22 protein-coding genes and 1 pseudogene are annotated in these 25,587 nt (G+C 65.3%); 10 read left to right on the top strand and 13 right to left on the bottom strand.

Annotated features, from left to right (window positions below):
- Window positions 1-5: 5 nt before the first annotated feature.
- Both lepB and rplS read right to left on the bottom strand, forming a co-directional pair.
- A complete protein-coding gene (lepB, locus tag B4U45_RS24170; RefSeq protein WP_075548604.1) occupies window positions 6-869 on the bottom strand; it encodes a signal peptidase I in 864 nt (287 codons plus the stop codon).
- Window positions 870-947: 78 nt separating this feature from the next.
- Window positions 948-1,289 (bottom strand): 50S ribosomal protein L19, encoded by a 342-nt coding sequence (gene rplS, locus B4U45_RS24165; protein ID WP_075548605.1) that lies wholly within the window; start codon window positions 1,287-1,289, stop codon window positions 948-950.
- A 343-nt stretch (window positions 1,290-1,632) separates the two neighbouring features.
- Between rplS and B4U45_RS24160 the strand changes: the two genes are divergently transcribed.
- Window positions 1,633-2,580 carry a serine hydrolase gene (locus tag B4U45_RS24160; protein ID WP_075548606.1) on the top strand — a complete coding sequence of 316 codons (948 nt, stop codon included), beginning with the start codon at window positions 1,633-1,635 and terminating at the stop codon, window positions 2,578-2,580.
- A gap of 113 nt (window positions 2,581-2,693) precedes the next feature.
- Here B4U45_RS24160 and trmD read toward each other — a convergent pair whose 3' ends face one another.
- The 5 genes from trmD to B4U45_RS24135 form a co-directional block, all read right to left on the bottom strand.
- Window positions 2,694-3,386 carry a tRNA (guanosine(37)-N1)-methyltransferase TrmD gene (gene trmD / locus B4U45_RS24155; protein ID WP_075548607.1) on the bottom strand — a complete coding sequence of 231 codons (693 nt, stop codon included), beginning with the start codon at window positions 3,384-3,386 and terminating at the stop codon, window positions 2,694-2,696.
- Between the two features lie 16 nt (window positions 3,387-3,402).
- Window positions 3,403-3,936: a ribosome maturation factor RimM gene (gene rimM, locus B4U45_RS24150; protein ID WP_075548608.1), complete on the bottom strand. Its 534-nt coding sequence runs from the start codon at window positions 3,934-3,936 to the stop codon at window positions 3,403-3,405.
- A 25-nt stretch (window positions 3,937-3,961) separates the two neighbouring features.
- Window positions 3,962-4,204, bottom strand: a complete 243-nt coding sequence (locus tag B4U45_RS24145) for an RNA-binding protein (protein WP_003878715.1) — start codon at window positions 4,202-4,204, stop codon at window positions 3,962-3,964.
- 8 nt (window positions 4,205-4,212) lie between these two features.
- Window positions 4,213-4,719, bottom strand: coding sequence for a 30S ribosomal protein S16 (gene rpsP, locus B4U45_RS24140; RefSeq protein ID WP_075548609.1), 507 nt, complete (start codon window positions 4,717-4,719; stop codon window positions 4,213-4,215).
- A gap of 225 nt (window positions 4,720-4,944) precedes the next feature.
- Window positions 4,945-5,364 (bottom strand): nuclear transport factor 2 family protein, encoded by a 420-nt coding sequence (locus tag B4U45_RS24135; RefSeq protein ID WP_075548627.1) that lies wholly within the window; start codon window positions 5,362-5,364, stop codon window positions 4,945-4,947.
- A 204-nt stretch (window positions 5,365-5,568) separates the two neighbouring features.
- Between B4U45_RS24135 and B4U45_RS24130 the strand changes: the two genes are divergently transcribed.
- On the top strand, window positions 5,569-6,453 hold the full coding sequence (locus B4U45_RS24130) for a D-alanyl-D-alanine carboxypeptidase family protein (RefSeq protein ID WP_075548610.1): 885 nt from the start codon (window positions 5,569-5,571) through the stop codon (window positions 6,451-6,453).
- A 75-nt stretch (window positions 6,454-6,528) separates the two neighbouring features.
- Here the strand turns inward: B4U45_RS24130 and B4U45_RS24125 are convergent, their stop codons facing one another.
- The 5 genes and pseudogenes from B4U45_RS24125 to ffh all read right to left on the bottom strand — a co-directional run bounded on the left by B4U45_RS24125 (window position 6,529) and on the right by ffh (window position 13,426).
- The gene (locus tag B4U45_RS24125) at window positions 6,529-7,116 is read right to left on the bottom strand and encodes a TetR/AcrR family transcriptional regulator (RefSeq protein WP_075548611.1); all 588 of its coding nucleotides are present in this window, start codon (window positions 7,114-7,116) and stop codon (window positions 6,529-6,531) included.
- Between the two features lies 1 nt (window position 7,117).
- Window positions 7,118-8,937 (bottom strand): annotated as a pseudogene (locus B4U45_RS24120) (N-acyl-D-amino-acid deacylase family protein).
- A gap of 64 nt (window positions 8,938-9,001) precedes the next feature.
- Window positions 9,002-10,684, bottom strand: a complete 1,683-nt coding sequence (locus B4U45_RS24115) for a serine/threonine-protein kinase (RefSeq protein WP_219859528.1) — start codon at window positions 10,682-10,684, stop codon at window positions 9,002-9,004.
- A 59-nt stretch (window positions 10,685-10,743) separates the two neighbouring features.
- Window positions 10,744-11,823 carry a metal-dependent hydrolase family protein gene (locus B4U45_RS24110; RefSeq protein ID WP_075548614.1) on the bottom strand — a complete coding sequence of 360 codons (1,080 nt, stop codon included), beginning with the start codon at window positions 11,821-11,823 and terminating at the stop codon, window positions 10,744-10,746.
- Window positions 11,824-11,830: 7 nt separating this feature from the next.
- Window positions 11,831-13,426: a signal recognition particle protein gene (gene ffh / locus B4U45_RS24105; protein WP_083028241.1), complete on the bottom strand. Its 1,596-nt coding sequence runs from the start codon at window positions 13,424-13,426 to the stop codon at window positions 11,831-11,833.
- A gap of 506 nt (window positions 13,427-13,932) precedes the next feature.
- Between ffh and B4U45_RS24100 the strand changes: the two genes are divergently transcribed.
- Window positions 13,933-14,148, top strand: coding sequence for a hypothetical protein (locus B4U45_RS24100; RefSeq protein WP_075548616.1), 216 nt, complete (start codon window positions 13,933-13,935; stop codon window positions 14,146-14,148).
- Between the two features lie 181 nt (window positions 14,149-14,329).
- Here B4U45_RS24100 and B4U45_RS24095 read toward each other — a convergent pair whose 3' ends face one another.
- Window positions 14,330-15,178, bottom strand: a complete 849-nt coding sequence (locus B4U45_RS24095; RefSeq protein WP_131808342.1) for an META domain-containing protein — start codon at window positions 15,176-15,178, stop codon at window positions 14,330-14,332.
- Window positions 15,179-15,549: 371 nt separating this feature from the next.
- Between B4U45_RS24095 and B4U45_RS24090 the strand changes: the two genes are divergently transcribed.
- The 7 genes from B4U45_RS24090 (at window position 15,550) to B4U45_RS24060 (ending at window position 25,277) form a co-directional block, all read left to right on the top strand.
- Complete coding sequence (locus tag B4U45_RS24090; protein WP_156908224.1) at window positions 15,550-15,711, top strand: hypothetical protein; 162 nt, start codon at window positions 15,550-15,552, stop codon at window positions 15,709-15,711.
- A gap of 179 nt (window positions 15,712-15,890) precedes the next feature.
- Window positions 15,891-19,094 carry a type 2 lanthipeptide synthetase LanM family protein gene (locus tag B4U45_RS24085; protein WP_158006373.1) on the top strand — a complete coding sequence of 1,068 codons (3,204 nt, stop codon included), beginning with the start codon at window positions 15,891-15,893 and terminating at the stop codon, window positions 19,092-19,094.
- Between the two features lie 62 nt (window positions 19,095-19,156).
- Entirely contained in the window at window positions 19,157-19,354 is a 198-nt protein-coding gene (locus B4U45_RS24080) for a hypothetical protein (protein WP_131808343.1), read from the top strand.
- Window positions 19,355-19,371: 17 nt separating this feature from the next.
- The gene (locus B4U45_RS24075) at window positions 19,372-20,304 is read left to right on the top strand and encodes a tetratricopeptide repeat protein (protein WP_075548620.1); all 933 of its coding nucleotides are present in this window, start codon (window positions 19,372-19,374) and stop codon (window positions 20,302-20,304) included.
- Window positions 20,305-20,312: 8 nt separating this feature from the next.
- Window positions 20,313-21,587 carry a hypothetical protein gene (locus B4U45_RS24070; protein ID WP_131808344.1) on the top strand — a complete coding sequence of 425 codons (1,275 nt, stop codon included), beginning with the start codon at window positions 20,313-20,315 and terminating at the stop codon, window positions 21,585-21,587.
- Window positions 21,588-21,627: 40 nt separating this feature from the next.
- Window positions 21,628-23,373: an ABC transporter ATP-binding protein gene (locus B4U45_RS24065; RefSeq protein ID WP_075548628.1), complete on the top strand. Its 1,746-nt coding sequence runs from the start codon at window positions 21,628-21,630 to the stop codon at window positions 23,371-23,373.
- Entirely contained in the window at window positions 23,370-25,277 is a 1,908-nt protein-coding gene (locus B4U45_RS24060) for an ABC transporter ATP-binding protein (RefSeq protein ID WP_075548622.1), read from the top strand. Before B4U45_RS24065 ends, B4U45_RS24060 begins: the two co-directional genes overlap by 4 nt.
- Window positions 25,278-25,587: the final 310 nt, after the last annotated feature.

Below are 25,587 nucleotides of genomic sequence, written 5' to 3'. Positions count from 1 at the left end.
CATGGCTACTGCCCTTGTTGCGGGTTCACCGACCGCACCACACCCCATCGCGACGGCGGCCACACGATGAAGCGGGCCTTGCCGATCACGTTGGATATCGGCACCGTGCCCGCCATGGGATCCCCGGTGCACATCATCGGACAGTGCGCGCGGGAATCCGCCGAATGGGTCCGGTTGTCGCCCATCACCCACACTCGCCCGGGCGGAACGGTCACCGGGCCGAACTCGCTGCCCAGACAGGGGTAGACCGACGGGTCGGCCATCATGGTGGAGGGATCGAGGTACGGCTCCTTGAGGGGTTTGCCGTTGACTGTCAGGCCGGTGTCGGAGCGGCACTGGACCGTTTGTCCACCGACCGCGATGACGCGTTTCACCAGGTCGTTTTCGTCAGGAGGCACGAAACCGATGAACGACAGCGCGTTCTGCATCCAGCGCACCAGCGTATTGCTCGAGCGAATCGACTTGTAACCAACGTTCCACGAGGGCGGTCCTCTGAAGACGATGACGTCGCCGGGTTTGGGCGAGCTGAAGCGGTAGGTGAGCTTATCCACCAGAATGCGGTCACCGACGCAGGTCGAACACCCGTGCAGGGTGGGCTCCATCGATTCCGAAGGAATCAGATAAGGACGCGCCACGAACGTCAACATGACGTAGTAGAGCACCACCGCGATCACCGTCAGCGTGGCAAGTTCCCGCAGCGTCGACTTCTTGGCCGGCTTGGCTTGACCGTTGTCGGCTTCTGCGGACTCGGCCGCGCCGGCCGGCGGGGCTGTCGCGCCGGTGGTGTCAGATTCGGGGCCAGACGCCTTCGATTCCGGCTGACCAGCGCCGGGCTCGCGCTCAGACGGGGAGTCCGTGGTTTCGGTCACGGGATCAGCGTAGCCAGCACACGCCGCGTCCTTTGCGACTGGCGTGTCGGGGCCGCCCGGTCACCACGGCAGCGCCGGTCAGCGCTTCTCCTTGATCTTGGCCTTCTTGCCGCGAAGCTCCCGCAGGTAGTACAGCTTGGCGCGGCGAACGTCGCCGCGCGTCACCACCTCGATGTGGTCGATGGTCGGCGAATGCACCGGGAAAGTCCGTTCGACGCCGACACCGTAGCTTTCCTTACGCACCGTGAACGTCTCGCGGATACCTCCGCCCTGCCGGCGGATCACCACGCCCTTGAACACCTGGATACGCTCCTTGGCGCCCTCGATGACCTTGACGTGCACGTTGATGGTGTCACCCGGGCTGAAGGCCGGGATGTCGTCGCGCAGCGACGCCTTGTCGACGAAGTCCAGCCTGTTCATGGAAAGACACTTCCTCCGGTTCGCGGCCTGGTGAACCGCCGACACGCGGGCGTGAGGCGCTTATCAAGCCGATGGATACGGGCTTATGGCTGTATACCGCAGCAAGCGAGGACACTCGGCCTGCGCGGACAACTGGTCAATTGTGCCAGACGCCGTGCGTGCCATGAAAATCACAGGAAATCCGCGCGGTTCACGCCCGCCAGCAAGCACCGGCGAATGGTACATATGAACGGGGTCAAACCGCATGAGTCGGACCCGCACTTTTGCGTGATGCCCGGGCACATGGCAATGCGGCCGCCCACCTGCACGTCTTCGCGATGCCGGAAGATGCAAGAGGAGAAGGATGCGAGCACGGCCGCTTACGATGCTGACCGCCGCGGCGGCGGTGGCATTGGTCGTGGTTGCGGCGTGTGAGGCAAAGGTACAGGCGAAGGCATACAGCACGCCTGATCACAGCGCGTCGCATTACCCCGCCCAGCCGCAACAGCAGCTCGTCGAGCTGTTGTTGCGGGCGATCGCCCCGCCCGGCGCACCGGATGCGCTGCTGCCCGGCGCCGGGTTGAGCGGAGTGCAGGAACGCATCCAGCAGGCGACCGACGAGGCCGCGGCTAAGGGCGCCACGTTGTCGGTCGCCGTTCTCGATCGCGCGACCCGGCAACTGGTCTCCAACGGCAACAACTCGATCATCGCGACCGCCTCGGTGTCCAAGCTGTTCATCGCCGACCAGCTGCTGCTGCAGGAATCACAGGGCAAACTCACCCTCACCGCAGACGATCACCAGGCCCTGGACCTCATGCTGCGGTCATCCGACGACGGCGCCGCCGAGAGGTTCTGGAATCAGCTCGGCGGCGACGCCACCATCACCCAAGTCGCCGCCCGATATGGCCTGACGTCGACCATGCCGCCCAGCGACGGGCGCTGGTGGAACACGATCAGTACCTCACCCGACTTGATCCGTTACTATGAGATGCTGCTCGACGGCACGGGTGGACTGCCGCTGGACCGCGCCGGCTTCATCGTGAACGACCTGGCCCGGTCCACCCCGACCGGAGTCGACGGCTACCCCCAGCGGTTCGGCATTCCCGACGGGTTGTACGCGGAGCCGGTCGCGGTCAAACAAGGCTGGATGTGCTGTATCGGGGCGAGCTGGATGCACCTGTCGACCGGTGTGGTGGGCTCTGACCGCCGCTACATCATGGTGATCGAGTCGCTGCAAGCTTCCGACGAGGCCACCGCGCGCGAAACCATCACCCAAGCCGTCAGGACGATCTTCCCCAACGGCCGTATCTGATCCGCTCCGGCGCTCGGGCATTCGCTGGGGGCGCGAGCAGACACACAATCGCATAGCTGCGGCTTCCCGTGTGCGAGTCTGCGGCTGCTCGGCAGCCTCAGCTCGGTGGGGTCTCAGTCTGGTGGGGCCAGTTCGGGTCGCCGCTCGCGAGTGCGCTGCAGCGCGACCTGCCGACGCCAGGCGGCAATGCGGGCGTGGTCACCGGAGAGCAGGACCTCAGGCACGTCCAGACCACGCCAACTCGGTGGCCTGGTGTAGCTGGGCCCCTCCAGCAGCCCCTCCAGACCTGGCGAGTGCGAATCAAGCTGGACGGAATCGGGATTGCCCAGGACTCCGGCCAGCAGCCGCAGTACGGTTTCGATCATGACCACGGCCGCCGACTCGCCACCGGGTAGTACGTAGTCGCCGATCGAGACCTCTGCCACGCGCATCCGCCGGGCGGCATCCTCGATGACTCGTTGGTCGATGCCCTCGTAACGGCCGCAGGCGAACACCAGGTGCTGCTCAGCGCTCCAACGCTGCGCGGTAGCCTGGTCGAACAGCGCACCAGCGGGCGTGGGAACTACTAAAAGCGTTCCGGCAGAACATATTTCGTCGAGCGCCGCCCCCCATACCGGCGCCTTCATCACCATTCCCGGGCCGCCGCCGTACGGCGTATCGTCCACCGAGCGGTGCACGTCGTGCGTCCACCGCCGTAGGTCGTGCACCTGCAAGTCGACCAGCCCTGACGCAATTGCCTTGCCCGGCAACGACTGCCGCAGCGGATCCAGGTAGCCGGGGAAGATGGTGACTATGTCGATTTTCATATCGATAGGCCTCTTGCTAGCCCAGATCCAACAAGCCGTCTGGTGGATCGATCTGCAGCACACCGTCCTCCAGCGACACCGAAGTGACGATGGCGCGGACGAACGGCACCAATACCTCGCCCTTCTGGCTGCCTGCCGCACGCCGCACCGCCAATAGCTCGCCGGCAGCGGTGTGTAGCACCTCGGCGACGACGCCGACGTCCTGGCCCGTCGACGTGCGGACTCGCAGACCCTCCAGCTGGTGGTCGTAGTAGGTGTCGGCCTCCCCGATCGGCGGCAGATCGGCGGAGTCGATGACGAACACGCTGCCGCGCAACGCGTCGGCCGCAACACGGTCGGTGACACCGGCCAAACGCACGAGGAGCCGCACGCCATAGTCGCGCACGCTGTCGATCACATAGCTGCGCCCCTGGCCCGGGTCGCGGGAACTCTTGGCGCGCAACAGCGTTCCGGGGGCGAACCGGATGTCCGGATCGTCGGTGCGGACTTCGACGACGAGTTCGCCGCTGATACCGTGCGCCTTCACCACACGCCCGACTACCAGCTCCATGGGCGCTCCATGAGCATGGACTCAGCTACTGGTCGGTGTCCACCACGTCGACGCGGATGCCCCGGCCGCCGATACCGGCAACCAGCGTGCGCAGCGCGGTCGCGGTACGCCCCCCGCGGCCGATCACCTTGCCCAGGTCGTCGGGATGCACGTGAACCTCCACCGTTCGTCCACGACGGCTGGTCACCATATCCACCCGCACATCGTCGGGATTGTCCACGATCCCGCGGACCAGGTGTTCGACAGCGTCGACTACCACGGTGCTCATGGCGCCGGTCAACTTTCGGTCGGCTCGGATTGTTCGGCACCCTCGGCAGGCGCTTCTGTCTTCTCGGCCGCGGAACCGGCCTCAGGGGTGGCGCCGGCTTCTTGGGCACCCTTGACGGCCTTCTTGGCCGGCGACTTCTTCTTCGGTTTGGCGGCCTCGGTGGTGGGACCGCCCTCTGCGGCAGCCAGCGCGGCGTTGAACAACTCGAGCTTGCTGGGCTTGGGCGGGGCAACCTTCAGCCGTCCCTCCGCACCCGGAAGTCCCTTGAACTTCTGCCAGTCGCCGGTGATCTTGAGCAGCTTGAGGACGGGTTCCGTGGGCTGAGCACCCACCGACAGCCAGTATTGGGCGCGCTCGGAGTTGATCTCGATCAGGCTCGGCTCTTCTTTGGGGTGGTAGCGGCCGATGACCTCGATCGAGCGGCCGTCGCGGCGGGTGCGGGCATCGGCGACGGCGATGCGGTACTGCGGATTGCGGATCTTGCCAAGCCGGGTGAGCTTGATCTTCACAGCCATGATTAAGCGACTTCTCCTGTGTGTCACGCTGCAATTCAGCGACCAGGGCGGGATGCCGGGGTCCGGTTTTGCCTCGCGTGTCTAACCGCCGTGCGAGCACTTCCACAGAAGTGGGTCGCGCGCCGGACAGCCGCCTATTGTGCCAGAAGGCGCTGACCCCGGGAAATCCGTGGCGATCGCAAGCGCGGCTCGGTGTGTCCAGCCGGGCGCAGCGGGTCGCCACGCTCACAGCACCCTCTGGAACACCTTCGATTCGACGCGGCGCGTCATCCGCCAGCCCTTGGTGGTGCGCAGGAACTCGTCGTCGTACCACAATCCGCAGAACAGCACCTGCTGCTGGTCGCCCGGCAGCACCATCGGGTTGAAGCAGATCACCCGCGACGACGCGGTATCGCCGTGGATTCGCACCGAGAAGTTGCCGAGCATGTGCGCGTACACGGGAAAGTTCGGCAACACCTCGGCCAACCACTTCTTCACTTCGGGATAGCGGCCGTCGATACCGCCCAGCGCGCGGTAGTCGATGTACGCGTCGGGCGTGAACACCGTGTCGAGATCGTCGAATCGGCGCAGGTCGATCGCTGTGGAGTAGTCCACCAATAGTTGCTGGATCTCCAACCGGTCAGAAATTTCGGCCAGGCTCAACACGGTTTGATTCAACACCGCAGACCCGTGCCTTGGGATGGGAATGTCTGCCACGACTCCTGCTGGGGCTCCTACGCCGTCCATGACGGTGGCACCAGAGCCTTCTACTCCCGGCGTGGCATGCCGTGGCCGTAGGCATTCCCGCTGACGCGCCGGGCGCCCACCGAATTGGGCGTCACGTAACACTGGACGATAAACTCTGCGCTCATGCGGAAGCTTATGGCTGCGGCCGCAGCGTTGCTCGCGGTCGCCAGCGTCAACGCGGCCGCCACCTCCCCGATCTCGAGAGCAGATACCGACGTCCAGCCTGCCGGCTCGGTACCGATCCCTGACGGTCCGGCCCAGACCTGGATCGTGGCCGATCTCGACAGCGGCCAGGTACTGGCCGAACGCGACCAGAATGTCGCCCATCCGCCCGCGAGCACGATCAAGGTGCTGCTGGCATTGGTTGCACTGGACGAACTCGACCTGAATTCGACGGTCGTCGCCGACGTCGCCGACACTCAGGTCGAATGCAATTGTGTCGGCATCAAGCCGGGCCGCACCTATACCGCGCGGCAGCTGCTCGACGCGCTGCTGCTGGTTTCCGGTAATGACGCCGCCAACACATTGGCGCAAATGCTTGGCGGTCAGGACGTCGCCGTGGCCAAGATGAACGCCAAAGCCGCTGCCCTGGGTGCGGGAAGCACCCATGCGGCTACCCCGTCCGGCCTGGACGGACCCGGCGGTTCCGGCGCCTCGACGGCGCACGACCTCGCGGTCATCTTCCGTGCCGCCATGGCCAACCCGGTGTTTGCTCATATCACGGCCGAACCCACGGCGATGTTCCCCGGCGATAACGGTGACCAACCGATCGTCAACCAGGATGAGCTGCTACAGCGCTATCCGGGCGCGATCGGCGGCAAGACCGGGTTCACCAACGCCGCGCGCAAGACATTTGTCGGCGCCGCCGCACGAAGCGGCCGCCGGCTGGTGATCGCCATGATGTACGGGACGGTCAAAGAGGGCGGCCCCACCTATTGGGATCAGGCCGCCAGCCTGTTCGACTGGGGATTTGCCCTCAGCCCGCAAGCCAGCATCGGCTCCCTCTAATACCTCCGGCACCGCGAGAAGACGAAAAATCGTCGCCATTTCAGCGAAATGGCGCGATTTTGCGTCTTCTCGCGCTCACAAGGCGCCGGTCAGCAGGGCGGTGAGCACCGGGATCCGCCGCTCCTCGATCTCCGGCTGTGGCAGTATCCCCTGTACCACGGCGGCTCCGTCGAACACGTTTGTCAGCAGTGCCACGATGACCGGAAACGTCTCCTCCGGGAAGCTCTCGGCACCCGGCAGCGACCGGGCCGCATCGTAGATCTTCGCTGAATACTGACCGAGTTCCTGCTGCAATGTGTCTCTGAGCTTGTCGTCGGTGCGCGCGGCGATCAGCAGTTCGTACAGCACGGCGTTGGTCGGACCAATGGTGATGTCCCGCAGGATTGCCAGCGCCGATTCCAGCGCCGGCCGGTCGGCCGGTATCTCGGCGACGCGCTTGGTGAATGTCTCGAGCTGACGGCGCAACACCTCCGAAGCCGTGGCCGCCATGAAGTCGCCCATCGTGTCGAAGTGGCGGAACAGTGCGCCTACCGACACCCCGGCGCGCTTGGTGATCATGGCCGCGGACGCCCGGGCATAGCCCACTTCGATGATGGTGGCGATACCGGCGTCGAGAAGCCGTCCGACGGTTTCCTCGCGGCGTTGCTGCTGGGTGCGCGCCATCTCAGGCGCCGACCCTCAGGGCTTGGCGCTCACCGGCTCGCAAGTACCGTCCCGACGGCACGGTCAGCCCGTAACCGTCCCGGAACTGACCCTCGCGGAACACGACGGCGCCATTGACCCCGGTTGCGACGACGGTCGCGTCGTTGCGATTGACCATGCGCCGCAAGCCGCCGTAGAAGGAGGCCTCCGCCTCGTGGTAACCGTCCACCGATTCGTCGAGATGGACCGGGTCTATCACCACGAAGTCGGCGCGGTCGCCTTGGCGCAGCGTGCCGGCGTTGATGCCGAACCACTCGGCCACTTCACCGGTCAGGCGATGCACCGCACGCTGGATGGACAGGAATGGCTTGCCGGCCCGGTCGGCGTCGCGCGTCCGCTTGAGCAACCGAAGCGGGAAGTTGTAGAAGGCCATGTTGCGCAGGTGCGCACCGGCGTCGGAGAAACCCATGTGGACGCTCGGGTCGGCGGCGAGCTTGTTGAGCTCGTTAGGCCGGTGGTTGGCGACGGTGGTGGTCCAGCGCACGTTGCGTTCACCGTTGTCCACCAGCACGTCGAGAAACGCGTCGAGTGGGTGTAGTCCACGCTGGTCGGCGATTTGCCCAAAGCTCTTGCCGATCAACGATTTATCAGGGCACTCGACGATCACCGCGTCGTGGAAGTCGCGATGCCACAACGTGGGTCCGAGCTTGATGCGGTCGAACTCGCGCCGGAACCGCCGGCGGTAGGACTCGTCGGCCAGCAATTCGTTGCGTTCCAGTTGTTCACGCAGATGCAGCGCCGCCGTGCCGGCGCCGAATTCTTCGAAGACCGGCAGATCGATTCCGTCGGAGTACAGCTCGAACGGGACCGGCAGATGCTGAAAGCGCACACTGGCACGCAGCAGCTTGTTGAGCACGCGGGTGCCGAGGCCGAAGGTGTGCACGGCCAGCGGCATCGATTTGGCGTCGGCCGAAACCAGCATGCTCATCCGAACCCCCTTGCGGCGATTGAGGATTCGGCTGCTGGCCAAGAAAAAGAGCAGTCCGGTCGCCGGCCTGTCGAGGTCGGGCGCGCTCTGCAGGATGCGGCCGCGCTTGCGCAGCACCGAGATGAGCTTGCGCCGTTCACGCCAGGTCGCGAAGGTGGACGGCAGCGCGCGGGACCGGAAACGGTCGCCGTCGAGCTTGTCGATCGCCGCGTCCATCCCGGACATGCCGAGCATTCCGGCGTCGAGCGCCTCGTCGAGCAGTCTCGCCATCGTCTCCAGCTCGGCATCGGTGGGCCGGACGGTGGCATCGGTGGCGCGGTCAAGCCCGAGCACCGCCGCCCGCAAATCCGAATGGCCAAGCAGCGAGCCCACATTCGGGCCCAGCGGCAGGCTGTCGATGGCCTTGATGTATTCGGCCGCCGTGGACCACGTCCGGTTGGTGTCCAGCGCACGGTAGACGAACTCGCGCGGCACCGCTTCGACGCGGCTGAAAAGGTCGGCGGCGTCCTCGGAGTTGGCGTACACCGTCGACAGCGAACAGTTGCCGAGCAGCACCGTGGTGACGCCGTGGCGCACCGATTCGCGCAGTCCCGGATCGAGCAGCACCTCGGCGTCGTAGTGCGTGTGCACGTCGATGAATCCGGGCACCACCCACTTCCCCGCCGCGTCGATCACCTCCGGGCAGCCGGTTTCGTCCAGCGGCCTGTGGGACACCGTGGCCACTACTCCGTCGCGAATGCCCAGGCTTCGGGTCTGCGGCGCGGCGCCGGTGCCGTCGAACCACAGTCCGTTGCGAATGATTACGTCGTAGCTCACAGTTCCTCCGGGTCGTCGAGTTGCCACCAGCCTAACATAGATAGTGATCACTCGCAATCTTTTTTCTAGGCGCGCGATTCTCCCACCGAAGCGGCGGCGGACTCAGCGGCCCGGGCCGGACGGCGACGTGGTTGGCGTTGTGGTTGCCGGCGGGTTCGCGGGAATGGTCACGGGATCCGGCACGCTGACGGCGGGCGGCAGATCACCGCTGCGGCTGGCCACCGCGGGAATGCGGATGACCGCTCCCTGTTGGCCGCATTCGTTGCTGTGCACGGTGACCACCATCTCGCCCACGAGATCCCCGACCGGTTGGGGCCGCAACGACAGCACCTGGGTGGTGGCCTGGGTGCTGGCCGCGCCATTAGGACCTATACACCCGAACTGCACCTCCTCGGGCCGGGACTTCCACTGGCCTTGGCCGAACTCCAACACCAGCGGGCGAACGCTTGACTTTGCCTGGGTGTGGTCGTTGTCGTCGAGCATGGTGGCCGCGGCCAGACAGCCCGTCGGGGTGCACGAAGACCGGATCGCCCACCAGGTGTTGACGTCGGGAGGCTGCGGGCTCGGGGTGTAGTCGTAGGTCTGCTTCGAGCGTTGGACCTCGATTTGATAGGTGCCGTCGAGGGGGGCCGGCGGGGCGGCCGGGTCGCTGGTCGCCGGCACGCTGGACGCAGCGGATGAACTGGTCTGCGGTCCGGCCGCCTGAGGATGGTCGCCGGTCGTCTTGCGGCCGATCGTGATGCCGACGGCGAGCAGGCCAACGAGCACGACCACCAGGGCCGAGCCGAGCAGGATCCGGCGCGATCTGCGCCTGCCCGGTTCTTGCGTTGATTGGGAGAACGCGTCGAGGCGCCGGGCCAGCACCGCGGCGGCCGACTGCAGCGGGGTGCCACGCCGTTGCAATGTCACCGGTTCGGGGGTCGGTGGTGCTGGTGGGCTCTGCGGCCAGTCGTAGACCGGGTAGTCGACGACATAGGCGGGGTCGGCAACGGGGGCGGCCGACCAGGCCGTCGCTGCATCTAAAACTTCGGGGCGCTGGTCGACCGGCCTGACCCCGGCCTGCTCGTGGAGCGCATCGGCGAACTCCCGGCAGCTCCCGAAACGGCCGGCGGGATCGGCGTTGAGCGCCCTGGACAAGGCGGTATCGAGTCGCGCCAAGTCCGGTCGCAGGTCGCTGAGTCTGGCCGGCACGTCGACCGGCGACGTGCCGGTGAACAGCTCAAAAGCCGTAGCCGCCAGGGCGTACTGGTCAGCGCGCCCGTCGGCCTCGGCTCCCAGCTGAGCCGGCGCGCGCCCCGCTATCCCGAAGTCGCTCAACAGAATCCGCGGCTCACCCGGCCCCACGTCGGTCACCAGGATGTTGGCGGGCTTGACGTCGCCATGCAGCACGCCACGCTGATGGGCGTAGTCGAGTGCGGCGGCCACGGCACTGACTATGGCGAGCACCTCGCCGACCGCTAACACCGCCGGAAACCGCTTGCGCATCAGCTGCCCGGCGCTGATGCCGTCGATGTAGTCCATCGCGATCCACAGCCGGTCTTGGAACTCGCCACGGTCGTGGACCTCGACAATGTTCGGGTGATAGAGGTTCGCGGCGGCGACGGTCTCCCGGTGGAATCGCCGATGGAACTCGGGGTCCGAGGACAGTGCCGGCGAGAGAACTTTCAGCGCCGCCCACTGCGCCGAGCGCGGGTCCTCGACGAGATAGACCTCGCCCGTCGGGCCCGACCCAAGAAGTCGCACGATTGTGTAGGCGGCAAAGGTCGTGCCGCCGGCCAACGCCATTCCGCGATGGTAACCGCCGCCGCGACAGCACGCCCGGCAAGCGTCGGGCTAACAGTCGGTTAACACTCGGCCCGAAACATTCTGCCGCGCAGGATTATCACATCGGGCCGGTTCAGCACACCCGGTCCCTGCCGCGGGTCTTCGACGTAGCACAACAAGTCAGCCGATGCGCCGTGGTCCAGGCCAGGCCGGCCCAACCAGCGCCGAGCGTCCCAGCACGCCGCGCCCAATGCATCGGTGGGACTCATCCCGATCTTCGTGAGGGCCTCAACCTCGTCGGCGATACGTCCATGTCGGACCGTGCTACCGGCATCGCTACCGGCATACACCGCAACTCCGGCCTCCCGCGCCGCGGCGACCCGAGGGTAGGTGCGGGCATAGAGGTCACGCATGTGGGCGGCATAGATCGGATAGCGGGTCGCCGAATCCGCGATACCGGGGAAGTTTTCGACGTTGATCAGCGTGGGTACCAACGCGGTGCGGTGTTCGACCATCAGCGCGATGGTGTCGTCGGTCAACCCCGTGCCATGCTCGATGCAGTCGATTCCGGCGTTGATCAGACCCGGCAGCGCATCCTCGCCGAAGACGTGGGCGGTGACCCGGGCCCCGTGGGCGTGTGCGGCAGCGATGGCCGCCTTGAGGACGTCGTCGGACCACAACGGCGCGAGATCGCCGACTTGGCGGTCAATCCAGTCGCCGACCAGCTTGACCCAACCGTCGCCGCGGCGAGCCTGCTCGGCCACCGCGGCCGGCAGCTGCGATTCGTCCTCGAGTTCGACGGCGAAACCGGGGATGTAGCGCTTGGGCCTGGCCAGATGCCTGCCGGCGCGGATGATGCGCGGCAGGTCGTGGCGGTCGTCAAGACTGCGGGTATCGGTTGGTGAGCCGCAATCACGCAGCAGCAGTGCGCCCACGTCACGTTCGGTCTGCGCCTGGGCTGCCGCCTCGTCGAGGGCAATGGCGCCGTGTTGACCCAGCCCGACGTGGCAGTGCGCGTCTACCAGCCCCGGCAAGATCCAGCCGCCCTCCAAGACGGTGTCGGCGCCCCTCACGGGCTCGATGCTGAGGTGGCCGTCGACGACCCACAGGTCGATCGTGGTCTCGTCGGGCAGCGCCAGGCCTCGCACGTGCAGGGGCACGGCGCGGCTACTTCTTGCCGGGGTTGCCCGGGAACTTGAGCTTGGAAAGGTCGAAGTCGGCCAGCCCGGGCGGCAGCTCGTCGAGGCCTTCAGGCATGTGCGACAGGTCCGGGAATCCTGCCGGCATACCCGGCATACCCGGCATACCCGGCATGCCCGGCATGCCGAAGGGGCTCTTGACCTTCGGCGGTGTCGGTCCGCGGGCGCCCTTCTTGCCCTTCTTGCCGGCTTTTCCGCGGGCAGCCTTGGATTTGCGCGTCGCGGATTTGCGTCCCAGACCGGGGATGCCCATGCCGCCGAGCATCGAGGACATCATCTTGCGGGCTTCAAAGAAGCGGTCGACGAGCTGGTTGACCTCGGAGACCGTCACGCCCGAGCCGTTGGCGATGCGCAGCCGCCGCGACGCGTTAATGATCTTGGGGTCGGCCCGCTCTTCGGGGGTCATCCCGCGAATGATGGCCTGCACCCGGTCGAGTTGCTTGTCGTCGATCTCGGCCAGCGCTTCCTTCATCTGACCCGCGCCGGGCAGCATGCCCAGCAGGTTGCCGATGGGGCCCATCTTGCGGACGGCGAGCATTTGCTCGAGGAAGTCTTCCAGGGTCAGCTCGCCGGCCCCGATCTTGACCGCGGCTTCCTCGGCTCGCTGCGCGTCGAAGACCTGCTCGGCCTGTTCGATCAGGCTCAGCACATCGCCCATTCCCAGGATGCGGCTGGCCATCCGGTCCGGGTGGAAGACGTCGAAATCCTCCAGCTTCTCCCCGGTGGAGGCGAAAAGGATTGGCACACCGGTCACTTCGCGGACCGACAGCGCCGCCCCGCCGCGGGCGTCGCCGTCCAGCTTGGTCAACACCACACCGCTGAAGCCGACGCCCTCGCCGAACGCCTGAGCGGTCGCTACCGCATCTTGACCGATCATCGCGTCCAGGACGAACAGCACCTCATCGGGGTCGATGGTGTCCCGGATGGCGGCGGCCTGGGCCATCAGCTCCTCGTCGATGCCCAGCCGACCGGCGGTGTCGACGATCACGACGTCAAAGTGTTTAGCCCGGGCTTCGACCAGCCCCGCAGCGGCGACGGCCACCGGGTCGCCGGGACCGGACTCCGGTGATGCGCCCGGGTGCGGAGCGAACACCGTCACCCCGGCGCGCTGGCCGACGACCTGCAGCTGATTGACCGCGGCCGGGCGCTGCAGGTCGCAGGCCACCAACAGCGGGGTGTGTCCTTGGCTCTTGAGGCGCGCGGCGAGCTTGCCGGCCAGCGTCGTCTTACCGGAGCCCTGCAGGCCGGCGAGCATGATGACGGTTGGCGGCGTCTTGGCGAACACCAGTTCGCGGGTCTGGCCACCGAGGATGCCGATGAGTTCGTCGTTGACGATCTTGACGACCTGTTGGGCCGGATTGAGTGCCCCGGATACTTCGGCGCCGCGGGCGCGTTCTTTGATCCGGTGGACGAACGCCCTGACCACGGGCAGCGAAACGTCGGCTTCCAGCAGCGCCAACCGGATTTCACGCGTCGTGGCATCGATATCGGCGTCGGTCAGGCGACCCTTGCCGCGTAGCCCCTGAAGGGCACTGGTCAACCGGTCGGACAGCGATTCAAACACGCCTGCCAGCCTAGCCGGGCGACGATACGGGCCTCACCATCCAGCCCCGTGGTGAGTGCCAGCCCCGCGAAGCGGGGCGCAGCAGCTCACCACCATCCAGCCCCGTGGTGAGTGCCAGCCCCGCGAAGCGGGGCGCAGCAGCTCACCACCATCCAGCCCCGTGGTGAGTGCCAGCCCCGCGAAGCGGGGCGCAGCAGCTCACCACCATCCAGCCCCGTGGTGAGTGCCAGCCCCGCGAAGCGGGGCGCAGCAGCTCACCACCATCCAGCCCCGTGGTGAGTGCCAGCCCCGCGAAGCGGGGCGCAGCAGCTCACCACCATCCAGCCCGTGCCGCGCCACCTACACCACCGCGACGACACGCCGGAGCAGGTCGCGCCGACGTCAATCTCGGTGAGCGCGTCCGGCCCGAGGTGGCCGAGCCGAGCGCGGCGGCTCGCGATGGAAGGGCCTTGGTCGCTGCCCATTACCAACGATTGAAGGCGGAGCGAAAAGGATAATCAGGTCGCATGGTTGAGTTTCGAGTGATCGACCCACACGGCGCGATTGTCGCAACGAAAAATCTTGCCAGTGCCGAAGCCGCGCACGCCTGGTTTGTCGACTCCGTCACGGACAAGTCCGAGCTGGGATGGCGTATGGAGGTCAACGACGCCGGGGCGTGGGCGTTCTTCGACGACACCGGAGGTTTTACCGCGCCGGCGAGCCGCCATCCCACACGACACTGAATTGCCGTCTGCGGGCGACACCCGGATTCTCCCATTTCTCGTCCGGGTTCACAGACGGCGGCTGGCGCCATCATCGTGCCGCCGATACGCCGATTCGTGCGATGGGCGGCTTGATGTTCATTTGTGCGGACCAACTTCAATCTTTGCTCTGCGGTGGCAATCGCCCGAGCTTTGACGGGCCTCATGGGGCGACCAAACGCGCAAGCGTGGTGCCCTCGGAGGCCAGCAGGTAGAGCTGACCTGGTGGGCCGGTCACGCTACGAGTGCGATCCAGGGCGGCCTGCACTCCGAACTCGACCCGCATGACGTCCGGATCGCACATCTTCTTGGTGTATGAGAGCTCCGTAAAGGTGAGGATGGCTCCATCCAATTCGTACCGCCCGACAAAGTGGTTGCACCCCGAGAACCCCACCGCCGCGCCATTTGACAACAGCCCCAAGGTGGCCGCGGTCGTCATCGGCGTGGCCGCACCCATAACTTCGACGAATCGCCACGTTGTCCCCACCACTTCCGGAACGGCGGGCTCGTCCAACGGCACCGTGCCCGGCAGACGCGCCTGTCCACCCGACGCGGTGCGACTGGCCGACGCGGCGATGCAACCGACATCGCAGCCGCGCAGCGGGCCGCTATCGGCGGCCGCGCGGACCGTACACGTCAACGCGGCAAGAAGGGCTGCGGCCGCACATGCGACCAATCTGATCGCGAAACCTGACCGGCCATTGCCAAGCGCGGACACGCGGCGACGTCCGAGATGTTCGGAGCTACCCAGGACGCTGAAAGCGACGTTTTTCACCGCCCCCGCGTGGGCCTCCAGCCCAGCTGCGCCCGGTCGCAACACATCCCCCGAGTGCCACCTGAAATCATCACCGGCAGAAACGATCTGCTTACCGTCGCGACTGAAAACCACACTCTCCGCCGCGTGGCAGCCGGTCATCGGGACGCCGGGCCAACCAATACGTCTGCCGGCCGCAGGTCGCACGCCGATGACGTGGTCCTTGCGGACGGCCCGGACGCCGACCCGTTCTCCCACCGACTCATCTCCTTCTTCCCGCTAAATCATTCCAGATCAAAGCAATTCAGCCGAGGGCTGTCCTTGCCCGGCGTGCCTGCGAGAACTTCGATGCGTCGACTCTGGCCTTTCCAGCGATGTGGCGACAGGGCCTTTCGACTCTCATCCGGGTCTACCGCCCATCATGGGCCGGGAAACGGCAGAGATCGACGACGTCGTCGGCACGGGCACGAGCCTCGGCATCCCGGGGACCTTTGGCCCTACCGCGCCGGTTTGCGGGCGGCTATCGTTAGCAGCAGGGAGACTGTTCCACGCTGGATTTCGCCTGCATACGGTGAGATTCGCATCCTGAACCCCGCGGCTCAAGGAACGGAAAGTTGGAGGGAGTTAACGTGACCGGCAAGCTGATTCTGGAATTGCCGCCTTTCCTGATGGTGGAGAAACTTCAGGAAGATCCTGGCGATGAGGAACGGGCTGACAGCAACTTCCAAAGCTCCATTATCTACAACTGCTGCAGCCAATTTCCCTGTACGTTCTCGAAGTCCCGTTACTAGGCTCGACGGCACCGAGTTCAAACGTTGCCCAGGCGATGCCGTCCAGGCAGCGGGTTGTTGAAGCGGGTTAGCCCAGAAGGCTCGGGGCTGCTGCCGTCGGGGGTGATCAACACGTGCAAGTGATAGGGCCGGCGACGCGGCCCGCGGCGGAATTGAACCATGCGGAGCGCGTCGCATTGGTGTCCCGAGCGAGTTCCCTGCGCGAGCGGATTTCGCACCCAGATGCCTTCGACCCGGAAGGGGTTTCGCGCAAGGCAGCGGCACGGCTGAAGAAGTGGTGCGAGATCGTCGCCGACGGCGACGCGGACCAGTTTCGCCGCCGGTTGTCGCTCGACTCGATCGAACTAGAACGGGTACGGGCATTGCTCGGAGACGTGGCGAGGCCGGAAGTCTTTGGCCTGCCGACATGGACTGAGGTGCTGGACGAGGTGTTGCGGGCGGGCGCTGCCGGTGGGACCGGTAGCGGAGGCGATCGCGAGTTGCCCTTCCTGCACACGGATGCGCCGGTGCCGTTCGAGGAACTGCTGTTGCCGTTCCTCGCCGTTGCCGAAAACCGCTTGGACGAAGCCGCCAGCGACTACCGCGCGCTGCCGGTCCAGGTTCGCGGCAGCATGGAACATTCTCTGCTGCAAGCCCTCTCGCGAATTTCCTCGCGGGTGCTGGAGTTGGAGTTCCGCACTTTTCTGGCGTGCCGTCAACTCGACGGGCTGCCCTGTCCGGACCCGGCACGGGCACACGAGTCACGGACGGCGTATCTGGAGTTTGTCGCGGACATCCGCAGAACCGGCTGGCGGCCCTTGTTCGCAGAGTATTGCGTGATGGCAAGGCTGATGGCGGTCGCGGTGCTGCAGTGGGTGGCCAACAGCGCCGAATTCCTCACCCGGCTGCGAGCCGACCGAGCAGACATCGGCCGGATCTTCGGTGTCTGTGATCCTGGTGATCTCGCGGCCATCAAAATGGATTTGTCAGATCCCCACTTCGGCGGCAAGTCGGTGGTCGCCATTGAGTTCGCCGGTGGGGAAATGCTGATCTACAAGCCGAAGGATCTGGCACTGGAAGCGGCGTACTTCCGCTTCACCACGTGGCTGAACACACTCGGTGCGGATCCCACCTTTCCGGTGCTGAAAATGCTCGAGCGCGACGGATACGGGTGGGTGGAATTCATCGACAACCGGGCTTGCGAGTGCGACGACCAGGTTAGGCGCTTCTACCGCAGGTCAGGCGCACTCCTGTGCTTGCTCTATGCTTTCAACGGCACCGACTTTCACTTCGAGAACCTGATCGCCTGCGGGGAATATCCGGTGCCGGTGGACCTCGAGACCATCTACAGCCATCCGATGGCCACCGACGATTCTGAACTCACGGATGAAGTCGCGCGGCGGCTGGGCCGATCCGTCTTGGCCACCCACTTCCTCCCGAATCCGGTCAAGGGCCAACACCGCCATTACGACATCTCGGCGATCGCGCGATCTGCGGATGAAGAAGGCGAATATGAAGTCTTGACCTGGCAACACATCAACACCGACGGATTGGGATATCGATACGGAAAGGTCAAGGCCAAGCAGGGGGACAACCTGCCGCGTTTCGAAGAGCAATACCTGTCCCCGGACAGCAATGTGGAGGAAATTGTCGACGGTTTCCAGTCGGTCTACGAGCTGTTGACAAACCATCGGGAACAACTTCTGGCGCCGGACAGCCCATTTCACGAGATCTTCACTTACCCGGCACGTTTCATCCTTCGTAACACCATGCATTACATGTCCGTCCTCAACAGCGCCTGCCATCCCGACTGCCTGCGTGAAGGCATCGACTTTGACATCCAGCTGGACGTGCTGTCGCGGCCGTTCCTGCATGACAAACGGCGGCTTGAGCTTTGGCCGCTGGTCCGCGAGGAGGTGGCGGCATGCTGGCGAACCGATGTACCGAAATTCACCGCGCCGGGAGACAGCGATTCGCTGGTACTGCCGTCGGGCGAAACGGCGCATGCGTGTTTCACCGATTCCGCAGTCAACCAGTCGCAGCAGAATTTATCGCACTTCGGCGACGATGACCTCTGCTGGCAGGTCAAGCTGATCAGGGGGTCGATGGATGCCCGCGATGCCAAGAGATTCATCTGGTATGCCCCGCCCGGCGAGTACGACGACGAGCAGATGGAGCCTTTGGACCGAGCGCAACTGGTGGAACAAGCGGTCGCGTTGGGGCGCGGTCTGGAGCGCGCGGCAATTCGCCAAGCCAATGGTGAGCCGGGGTGGCTGGTCCTGAAGAGCCTGCCGCAGGGCGACGAATTCGCCTTGCGGGCAATGGAATTGGAACTCTACAACGGCCGGTGCGGGGTAGCGTTGTTCTTCGCCGCGCTCGAGAAGGTGGCCCCGGATCTCGGATTCGGCGAGTCGGCGCGGGCCGCCCTGGCGATCGTGCGCCGCTGGCTCGCCAAGGCCGACAGCCACGACATCGCATCGCTGGGGATCGGCGGACTGCTGGGATTTCCCTCGGTGACCTACGCCCTGGCGCGCGTCGGGGTCCTGCTCGAGGATGGCGGGCTGGTCGACGAAGCCGTCGGCGCGGCCCGCCGGATCGGCCCGGAGATGGTGAACGGGGACAAGGCATTCGATGTCCTCGGGGGTGGGGCCGGAGCGATCTTGTGCCTGCTCGCGTGCTGGCGTGCCGGCAGCGATCCGCAATTGCTTGCCATCGCCGACGCCTGCGGCCGACATTTGCTCGACGCGCGCAGCCTGACGCCCTCCGGGCACCGGACCTGGGCCACCCTTGCCGGCAAACACCTGACCGGCATGTCGCACGGAGCGGCGGGCATCGCCTACGCCCTGGCTGCACTGTTCAGCGCAACGGACGAACGGGAATTCCTGGAAGCAGCCAGGGAAGCGGTGCGCTTCGAAGCTTCGGAGTTTTCTCCCGAAGTGAACAATTGGCACGACCGCCGGGAGGTCCGCTACTCGGGAATGACGATGGACCAGCCCGGGTTTGGCATGTTCTGGTGCCACGGCGCCCCCGGGATCGGCTTGGCACGACTGGGTGGCCTGCCCGCACTCGACTCCCCTGAGATCCGTCGTGACATCGCGGCCGCGTTGGCAACCACCGGCGCTTGCGGTCTGTTGCCTCGCGATCACATTTGTTGCGGCAACATGGGTTTGGTGGAGACACTGCTGACCGCTGGTCAGGTGCTCGGCGACCCATCGTGGACCCGGGAAGCGCTGCGGATCAGCTCGCGCGTGGTAGCACGGGCCGGGCGCATCGGGGATTTCGCGATCACTTTCCGCCATGGCTTCCGAAGCCCGAACTTGTTCATGGGCGCGGCCGGAGTCGGCTATGAGCTGCTGCGCGTTGCCTATCCCGACGATTTGCCGGCGGTTCTGCTGCTGGCGTGATCACCGGCCGGTCACCACCGGAGCACCCCGAGACCAAGAGCGCCCAGACCGGAGGAGCGAAAATGGACGATCACCCGACCCTGACCGAGGACGAATTGCGGTCCGCGGTTCGCCAGGTGTTCAAGCGCGCCCAGACCGACTGGGAATTCCGGCAACTGTGCCTGTCCGATCCCGCCGCAGCGATTCGTGAGATCAGCGGCAAGTCGCTGCCGTCCGGCTTCGCACTACAGTTCACCGACACGCGAGAATCCGTCGGCTGAACTTTCGCGTGCCCCACATGGAACTCTACGAAGTTGTCAGAGATGCGGTGAACCCGCAGATGCTGCAACTCATCAAAGATTCACTGGTCATCTCCAAAGATGCTGACTACGCCATGAACGGCGTGCCGTTGTCCGACACCCAGCACTTCGGGGACCGTCAATGCCCGGACAGCTGGGCGCGTTATAGCCACCCGGTTTGCGAGGCACTGCTGCTCGCGGTCGCGCCGGTGGTAGCGCGGGTCAGCGACAAGGAACTGGTGCCCACCTATAGCTATTGCCGGATCTATTGGAACGGCGCGGTGCTCGAAAAGCACACCGACGGTGCGAGTTGCCAATACAGCGCATCGCTGTGTGTTGACGTTGACCCCGAGCCGTGGCCTCTTTACCTGGCAGACACCGAACTAGTCTTGAACCCCGGCGATTTGGTCTGTTACCGAGGCATCGACGTGGTGCACTGGCGCAAGGCCTACACCGGCCATCAGCAGATCCAGGTCTTCTTGCATTACGTCGACAAGAACGACCAACACGCGGCGTGGGCCTTGGACAAACGGCCCACGCTGGGCTTCGACACGAAGGCCGCCGAAATCCGCACCCTTGACCTTGTCCGGCGAGCGCTGGCCGCGCACCGGCAGGGCCGTTCGGATGACGCTCGAGCCACGTGCGAAGAAGCCCTGCGCATCGAGCCGCGTCAGTTTGATGCCCTGCACGCCTTAGGTGTGATTGCACGCGAAGCCGGGCAGCCAGAGCGCGCGCTGGAGTTGATTTCACAAGCAATCGAGATTTACCCGGAGGACCCGGCGTTCTATCTGAACTTGGGCAAGACCCACCAAGACCTGGGCAACACAACTGCTGCGATCGCCGCCTTCGAAAGCGCACTGCAGCTCAAACCTGACCTCGAGGCCGCGAAAGCTGCGCTTGGGACTGCTCGAGAACAACCGTTGGGCGGGTGATGCTCGCGATGAAAGCCGCGTCTGTTGAGGCCGTTTTCGGCAAGCTTGGCCAGGGCATCGAAAGACAATGGCGCAGTCTGGACTATGACCAGGACGCCTTCAGCGCGATCGCGGTCGAGATGCTCGCGTCCGCTGAGATCGTCGGCTCGATCGGGTCGCAAGACATCCTCGACTGGGCCATGGCGGCGCGTCAGCTACCCGCGCAACACGACATCGCAGCATCTTTCGGGCAGCCGCCGTTGACCATGTACCGGACCGAGCGCTTTCACGTGTCGGTGCTCTTCTGGCTGTCTGCGACCGTGTCCATTCACGAGCACGGCTTTGAAGGCGCGTTCGGCGTCCTCGACGGCTCCAGCATCCACTCGAGCTGGACTTTCGAACAGACGCTGCCGATCAGCACCAACCTCAAGCTGGGCACGGTGCGCCGTAACTCGACCGAGCTGCTGGAGATTGGTGCGATCCGCCCGATACTGGCGGGACAGTCCGGCGCGCACTCCCTCGTGCATCTGGATACGCCGTCGGCGACGGTGGTGATTCGCACCTGCGCGGACCCCCGTCATCACCTTCAGTACAACTACCTGGCGCCCGGTGTGGCCATCAATCCCGAATATCGGGACCCGACGCTCGTCAAGAAATGCCAGCTGGTCAAGCTGATCGCGTCCTACTACCCGCAGCGCCTCGGTGCGCTCATCGACGCGTCGTTGACCGGTGCCGACCCGCTGTCCGAACTCGAATTGCTCTCGGCGGCAATCACGACCGGCCCGTTTCGCCGCTGGTTCCCGAGTGCCAACGCGGCGACCCCGGCGCCCGCCGCGAGCGCGCCATGGATCCAGTCGGTCGTCGACGAACGGCGCCGGGAAAGCATGTTGATGTCCCTGCGCAGCCGCAGTCAGGATCCGGCCCAGCGGTTGGCGCTTGCCATCATCATGAACCACCTCGATGCCGCTACCGCCATCGAGCTCTTTGCTCGCAAGGGTTTCGCCGACCCGGTCGCGAGGATGGCGTCGGCAATCACCGAGCTACTGGTCAAGGGGCCATTCAAGGAGGTCGAAGACCCTCCGGCGGCAACGCTGCTGCACGACGTGATATCCAGGCTGATCGATCGCTGGAGCCTGGACCAGATCCGATCGTCGTTCGCGGACAAGCCAAGTGGCACCACCACGGACCAGGAACTCCTAGCACTCGCCGAGATTCTTCGGCGCACGACCTTCCTGGCCGACCTGATCCCGACCGATCGGCTCATGTCGCAACAGCGTTGCGCCGGGCCGATCGCGGCGCCATAACCCCCTGCACCCCACTACGGTGTTGTGCGACAGTAACCGGATGCTGGCGGGACTACTACGGCACTATGCCTGGCCGTATCGATGGCTGATCGCGGTCGTTGCCGGCCTCCAGCTGATCAGTACCCTTGCGTCGCTGTACTTGCCGACGGTCAATGCGTCGATCGTCGACGACGGCGTCGCCACGGGTGACACCCACACGATCATTCGGCTCGGTGGGCTGATGCTGGCGGTGACCGGCCTGCAGGTGGTGTGCGCGCTGGGCGCGCTCTACGCCGGGTCACGGGCCAGCATCGGGTTCGGGCGGGATCTACGGTCGGCGATGTTCGATCACGTCACCGAGCTCTCGGAGCCGGACACGGCGCGCATCGGAACACCGTCACTGCTGACCCGCACCACCAACGACGTCCGGCAGATCGAGGTGGTGGTGCAGATGACGAGCACCGTGCTGATCACCGCTCCGATCATGTGTGTCGGCGGCGTGGTCATGTCGATCCACCAGGATGTCGGCTTGTCGCGGCTGTTGATTGTCAGTGTTCCGGTGTTGACGGTGGCGAGCTACCTGATGATCTCCCGAATGCTGCCGCTGTTCCACCGCCTGCAGAGCCTGATCGACAACATCAATCGCGTCATGCGAGAACAGCTTTCGGGTATCAGGGTGATCCGAGCCTTCGCCCGGGAACGTTTCGAGCAGCGGCGGTTCACCAAGGCCAACCGCGACGTGTTCGTGACCGCGCTGGCGGTCGGTCGGTGGCAGGTGCTGATGGCGCCGGTGACGATGCTGGTGATCAATCTGTCCAGCGTGGCACTGACGTGGTTCGGCGGCCTGCGCATCGAAGCCGGGCAGATGCAAGTCGGGTCGCTGATCGCATTCTTGTCGTACTTCCTGCTGATCCTGATGTCCGTGCTGATATTGATGGAATTTCTCGAGCTGTTGCCACGTGCGTCGGTCTGTGCCGGGCGCCTGGGCGAAGTGCTGTCGACGACTCCGGCTATCACCAGCCCGCCGGACCGAAAGCGGCCGGCATACGGCATCGAAGGGGCGGTGCGGCTCGATCGGGCGACGTTTCGCTATCCGGGCGCTGATCGCCCGGCGCTACAGAATGTTTCGTTGACCGCGTCGCCGGGGACCGTGACGGCGATCATCGGTAAGAGTGGTTCGGGCAAGTCGACGCTGGTATCGCTGATCTGCCGGTTCTACGACGTCGCCGACGGCGCGGTGCTGGTGGACGGCATCGACGTTCGCGACTACGACACCGAAGAGCTTTGGTCGGCGATCGGTCTGGTGCCCCAGCGCGGTTATCTGTTTTCCGGCACCGTCGCAGACAACCTGCGCTTCGGCAGGCCGGGCGCCAGTGAAGCCGAGATGTGGGAGGCGTTGCGGGTGGCCGCCGCCGACGATTTCGTCCGCCAGCATGCCGATGGCTTACACATGCAGCTGGCTCAGGGCGGCATCAATCTGTCCGGCGGGCAGCGGCAGATGCTGGCGATCGCACGCGCGGTGATCAACCGGCCCGCCGTCTATCTGTTCGACGACGCATTCTCCGCCCTTGACGTGCAGACCGACGCCCAGGTGCGCACCGCCTTGCGTGAGGTGGCCCCGGACTCGACGGTGATCATTGTGGCACAGCGTATTTCGACAGTGGCCGCGGTTGACCAGATCGTGGTGCTCGACGCTGGCGAGGTGATCGGCGCCGGCACGCATGATCGGCTGCTGGCGACCTGCCCGGCCTATGCCCAACTCTCCGAACTGCAGTCGCTGCGCGCCGATGCGGTGGGCTGGCAATGACGTCGACATCGGCTCCCGTCCAAGGACAGCTCGAGGATTCCCGCGAGAAGCCGCAAAGCTTCACCGCCTCGGCGATACGGCTCGCGCAGCGCCTCACGCCGCACGCCCGATTGATCGCGGCGGTGCTTGCCGCCGCTGTCGCCGGTATCGCGTTGGCGGTGGTCGGCCCCCGTGTTCTCGGTCACGCCACCGACCTGTTGTTCAACGGTGTGATCGGCAAGCAGCTGCCGCCCGGGCTCACCAAGGAGCAGGCGATCGCGGCCCTGCGGGCCCGCGGTGACAACGGTTTCGCCGACCTGGTATCGGGGATGAATGTCGTGCCGGGCCAGGGCATCGACTTCGGCGCGGTGGCACGCACGCTGATGGTCGCGTCCGGCCTCTATCTGGCGTCGGCGCTGCTGCTGTGGGCCAAGGGACGCCTGCTCAACGTCATCGTGCAGCGCACGATCCTGGTGCTGCGCGCCGACGTCGAGGACAAGCTCTACCGGCTGCGGCTGTCGTATTTCGACTCGCATCAGCGCGGCGAGTTGCTGAGCCGGGTCACCAATGACATCGACAACATCGAGACCTCACTGTGGATGACGATCAGCCCGTTGCTGACCGCGGTGCTGACGGTGGTGGCGGTCTTGTCGATGATGCTGTCGATTTCCTTGTTGCTGACCGCGATTACGGTCCTGACCGTGCCGCTGTCCATCTGGGTCACCCGGGTGGTCGCGCCACGTGCACGGCGGCTGTTCGTGGAGCAGTGGGCCGTTATCGGGCGGCTCAACGCCCACGTCGAGGAGACCTACAGCGGGTTGCCGTTGGTCAAGACCTTCGGTCAGCGCACGCGTGCCCAGGAGCGGTTTCGCGACCTCAACGCCGGGGTCTACCGTGCCAGCTTCGGCGCCGAATTCCTGTCCGGGCTGATCTCGCCGGCGGCCGAGTTCATCGCGAACCTCAACTACGTTGCCGTTGCCGTGCTCGGCGGTATGCAGGTGGCGTCGGGACACATCACGCTGGGCAGCGTGCAGGCGTTCATTCAATATGTGCGCCAGTTCAACCAACCAGTCATCCGGATCGCCTCGATGTATTACGTCGCTCAGTCGGGGGTGGCCAGCGCCGAGCGGGTCTTCGAGTTGCTGGACGCCCCCGAGCAGGAGCCCGACCCCGCGGCGACGCTGCCATCGGCCGTCGAGCCGGGACCATCCGGGCGGGTGGAGTTTCGGCAGGTGAATTTCAGCTACCGTCCGGGCATCCCGGTGATCAAGGACGTTTCGCTGGTCGCCGAACCGGGAACCACGGTGGCGATCGTCGGACGTAACGGATCAGGTAAAACCACGCTGATGAACCTGCTGATGCGGTTCTACGAAGTCGATTCGGGTCGAATCCTGATCGACGGCGTGGACATCGCGACCGTGAGCCGGCCGTCGTTGCGTTCCCGGATCGGGATGGTGCTACAGGACACCTGGCTGTTCGAGGGGACGATCGCCGACAACATCGGCTACGGGCGTCCACACGCCGGCCGCGACGAAATCATCGCGGCCGCGAAAGCGGCCTGCGTGGACCGCTTCGTCGAGACGCTGCCCGACGGCTACGACACCCGGATCAGCGACGAGGGTGGTGACGTCAGCGTCGGCGAAAAGCAACTGATCACGATCGCTCGGGCATTCCTGGCCCGCCCTCAGCTGCTGATCTTCGATGAAGCCACCAGTTCGGTGGACACCCACACCGAGGTGCTGATTCGGCGGGCGATGTCTGAGCTGCGCCGTGGACGTACGAATTTTATTATCGCTCATCGCCTTTCAACTATCCGCGCCGCCGATATGATCCTGGTGATGCAGGGCGGGGAGATCATCGAACGCGGCACCCATGCCGAGTTGCTGGCGCGCGGCGGCGCCTATTATGCGATGTCCCGGGCCTGAACCGAAACGTGCGGCCTATCGGGGACCAAAGGCCCTTGTAGGGATTTGCGGCTGCGGCCGACAGTAAACCTCTATGTCAGATCCGCGCGATACCCGAGCAGCAAGGCGAATCAGAAGGGGTAGAACCATGGACGACGTCAGGACCGACATGCGGCTTGCGGACGATGTTTTCGTGCAAGCTGTTACCGATGACGCGTTGGAAGCCGCGGCGGGCAGTAGGTGGATCGGTTCGAAGAAGACCGATGCGGGTTCGGCGTGGTGTTGCGGGGACGAGACTATTCTGCACACCTGCGGAGGCTAGTTGGCACCT

Source organism: Mycobacterium persicum (assembly GCF_002086915.1).
GTDB lineage: Bacteria > Actinomycetota > Actinomycetes > Mycobacteriales > Mycobacteriaceae > Mycobacterium > Mycobacterium persicum.
Note: the sequence above shows the minus strand (reverse complement) of the source record. Positions and strands in the feature narration are given on the sequence as shown.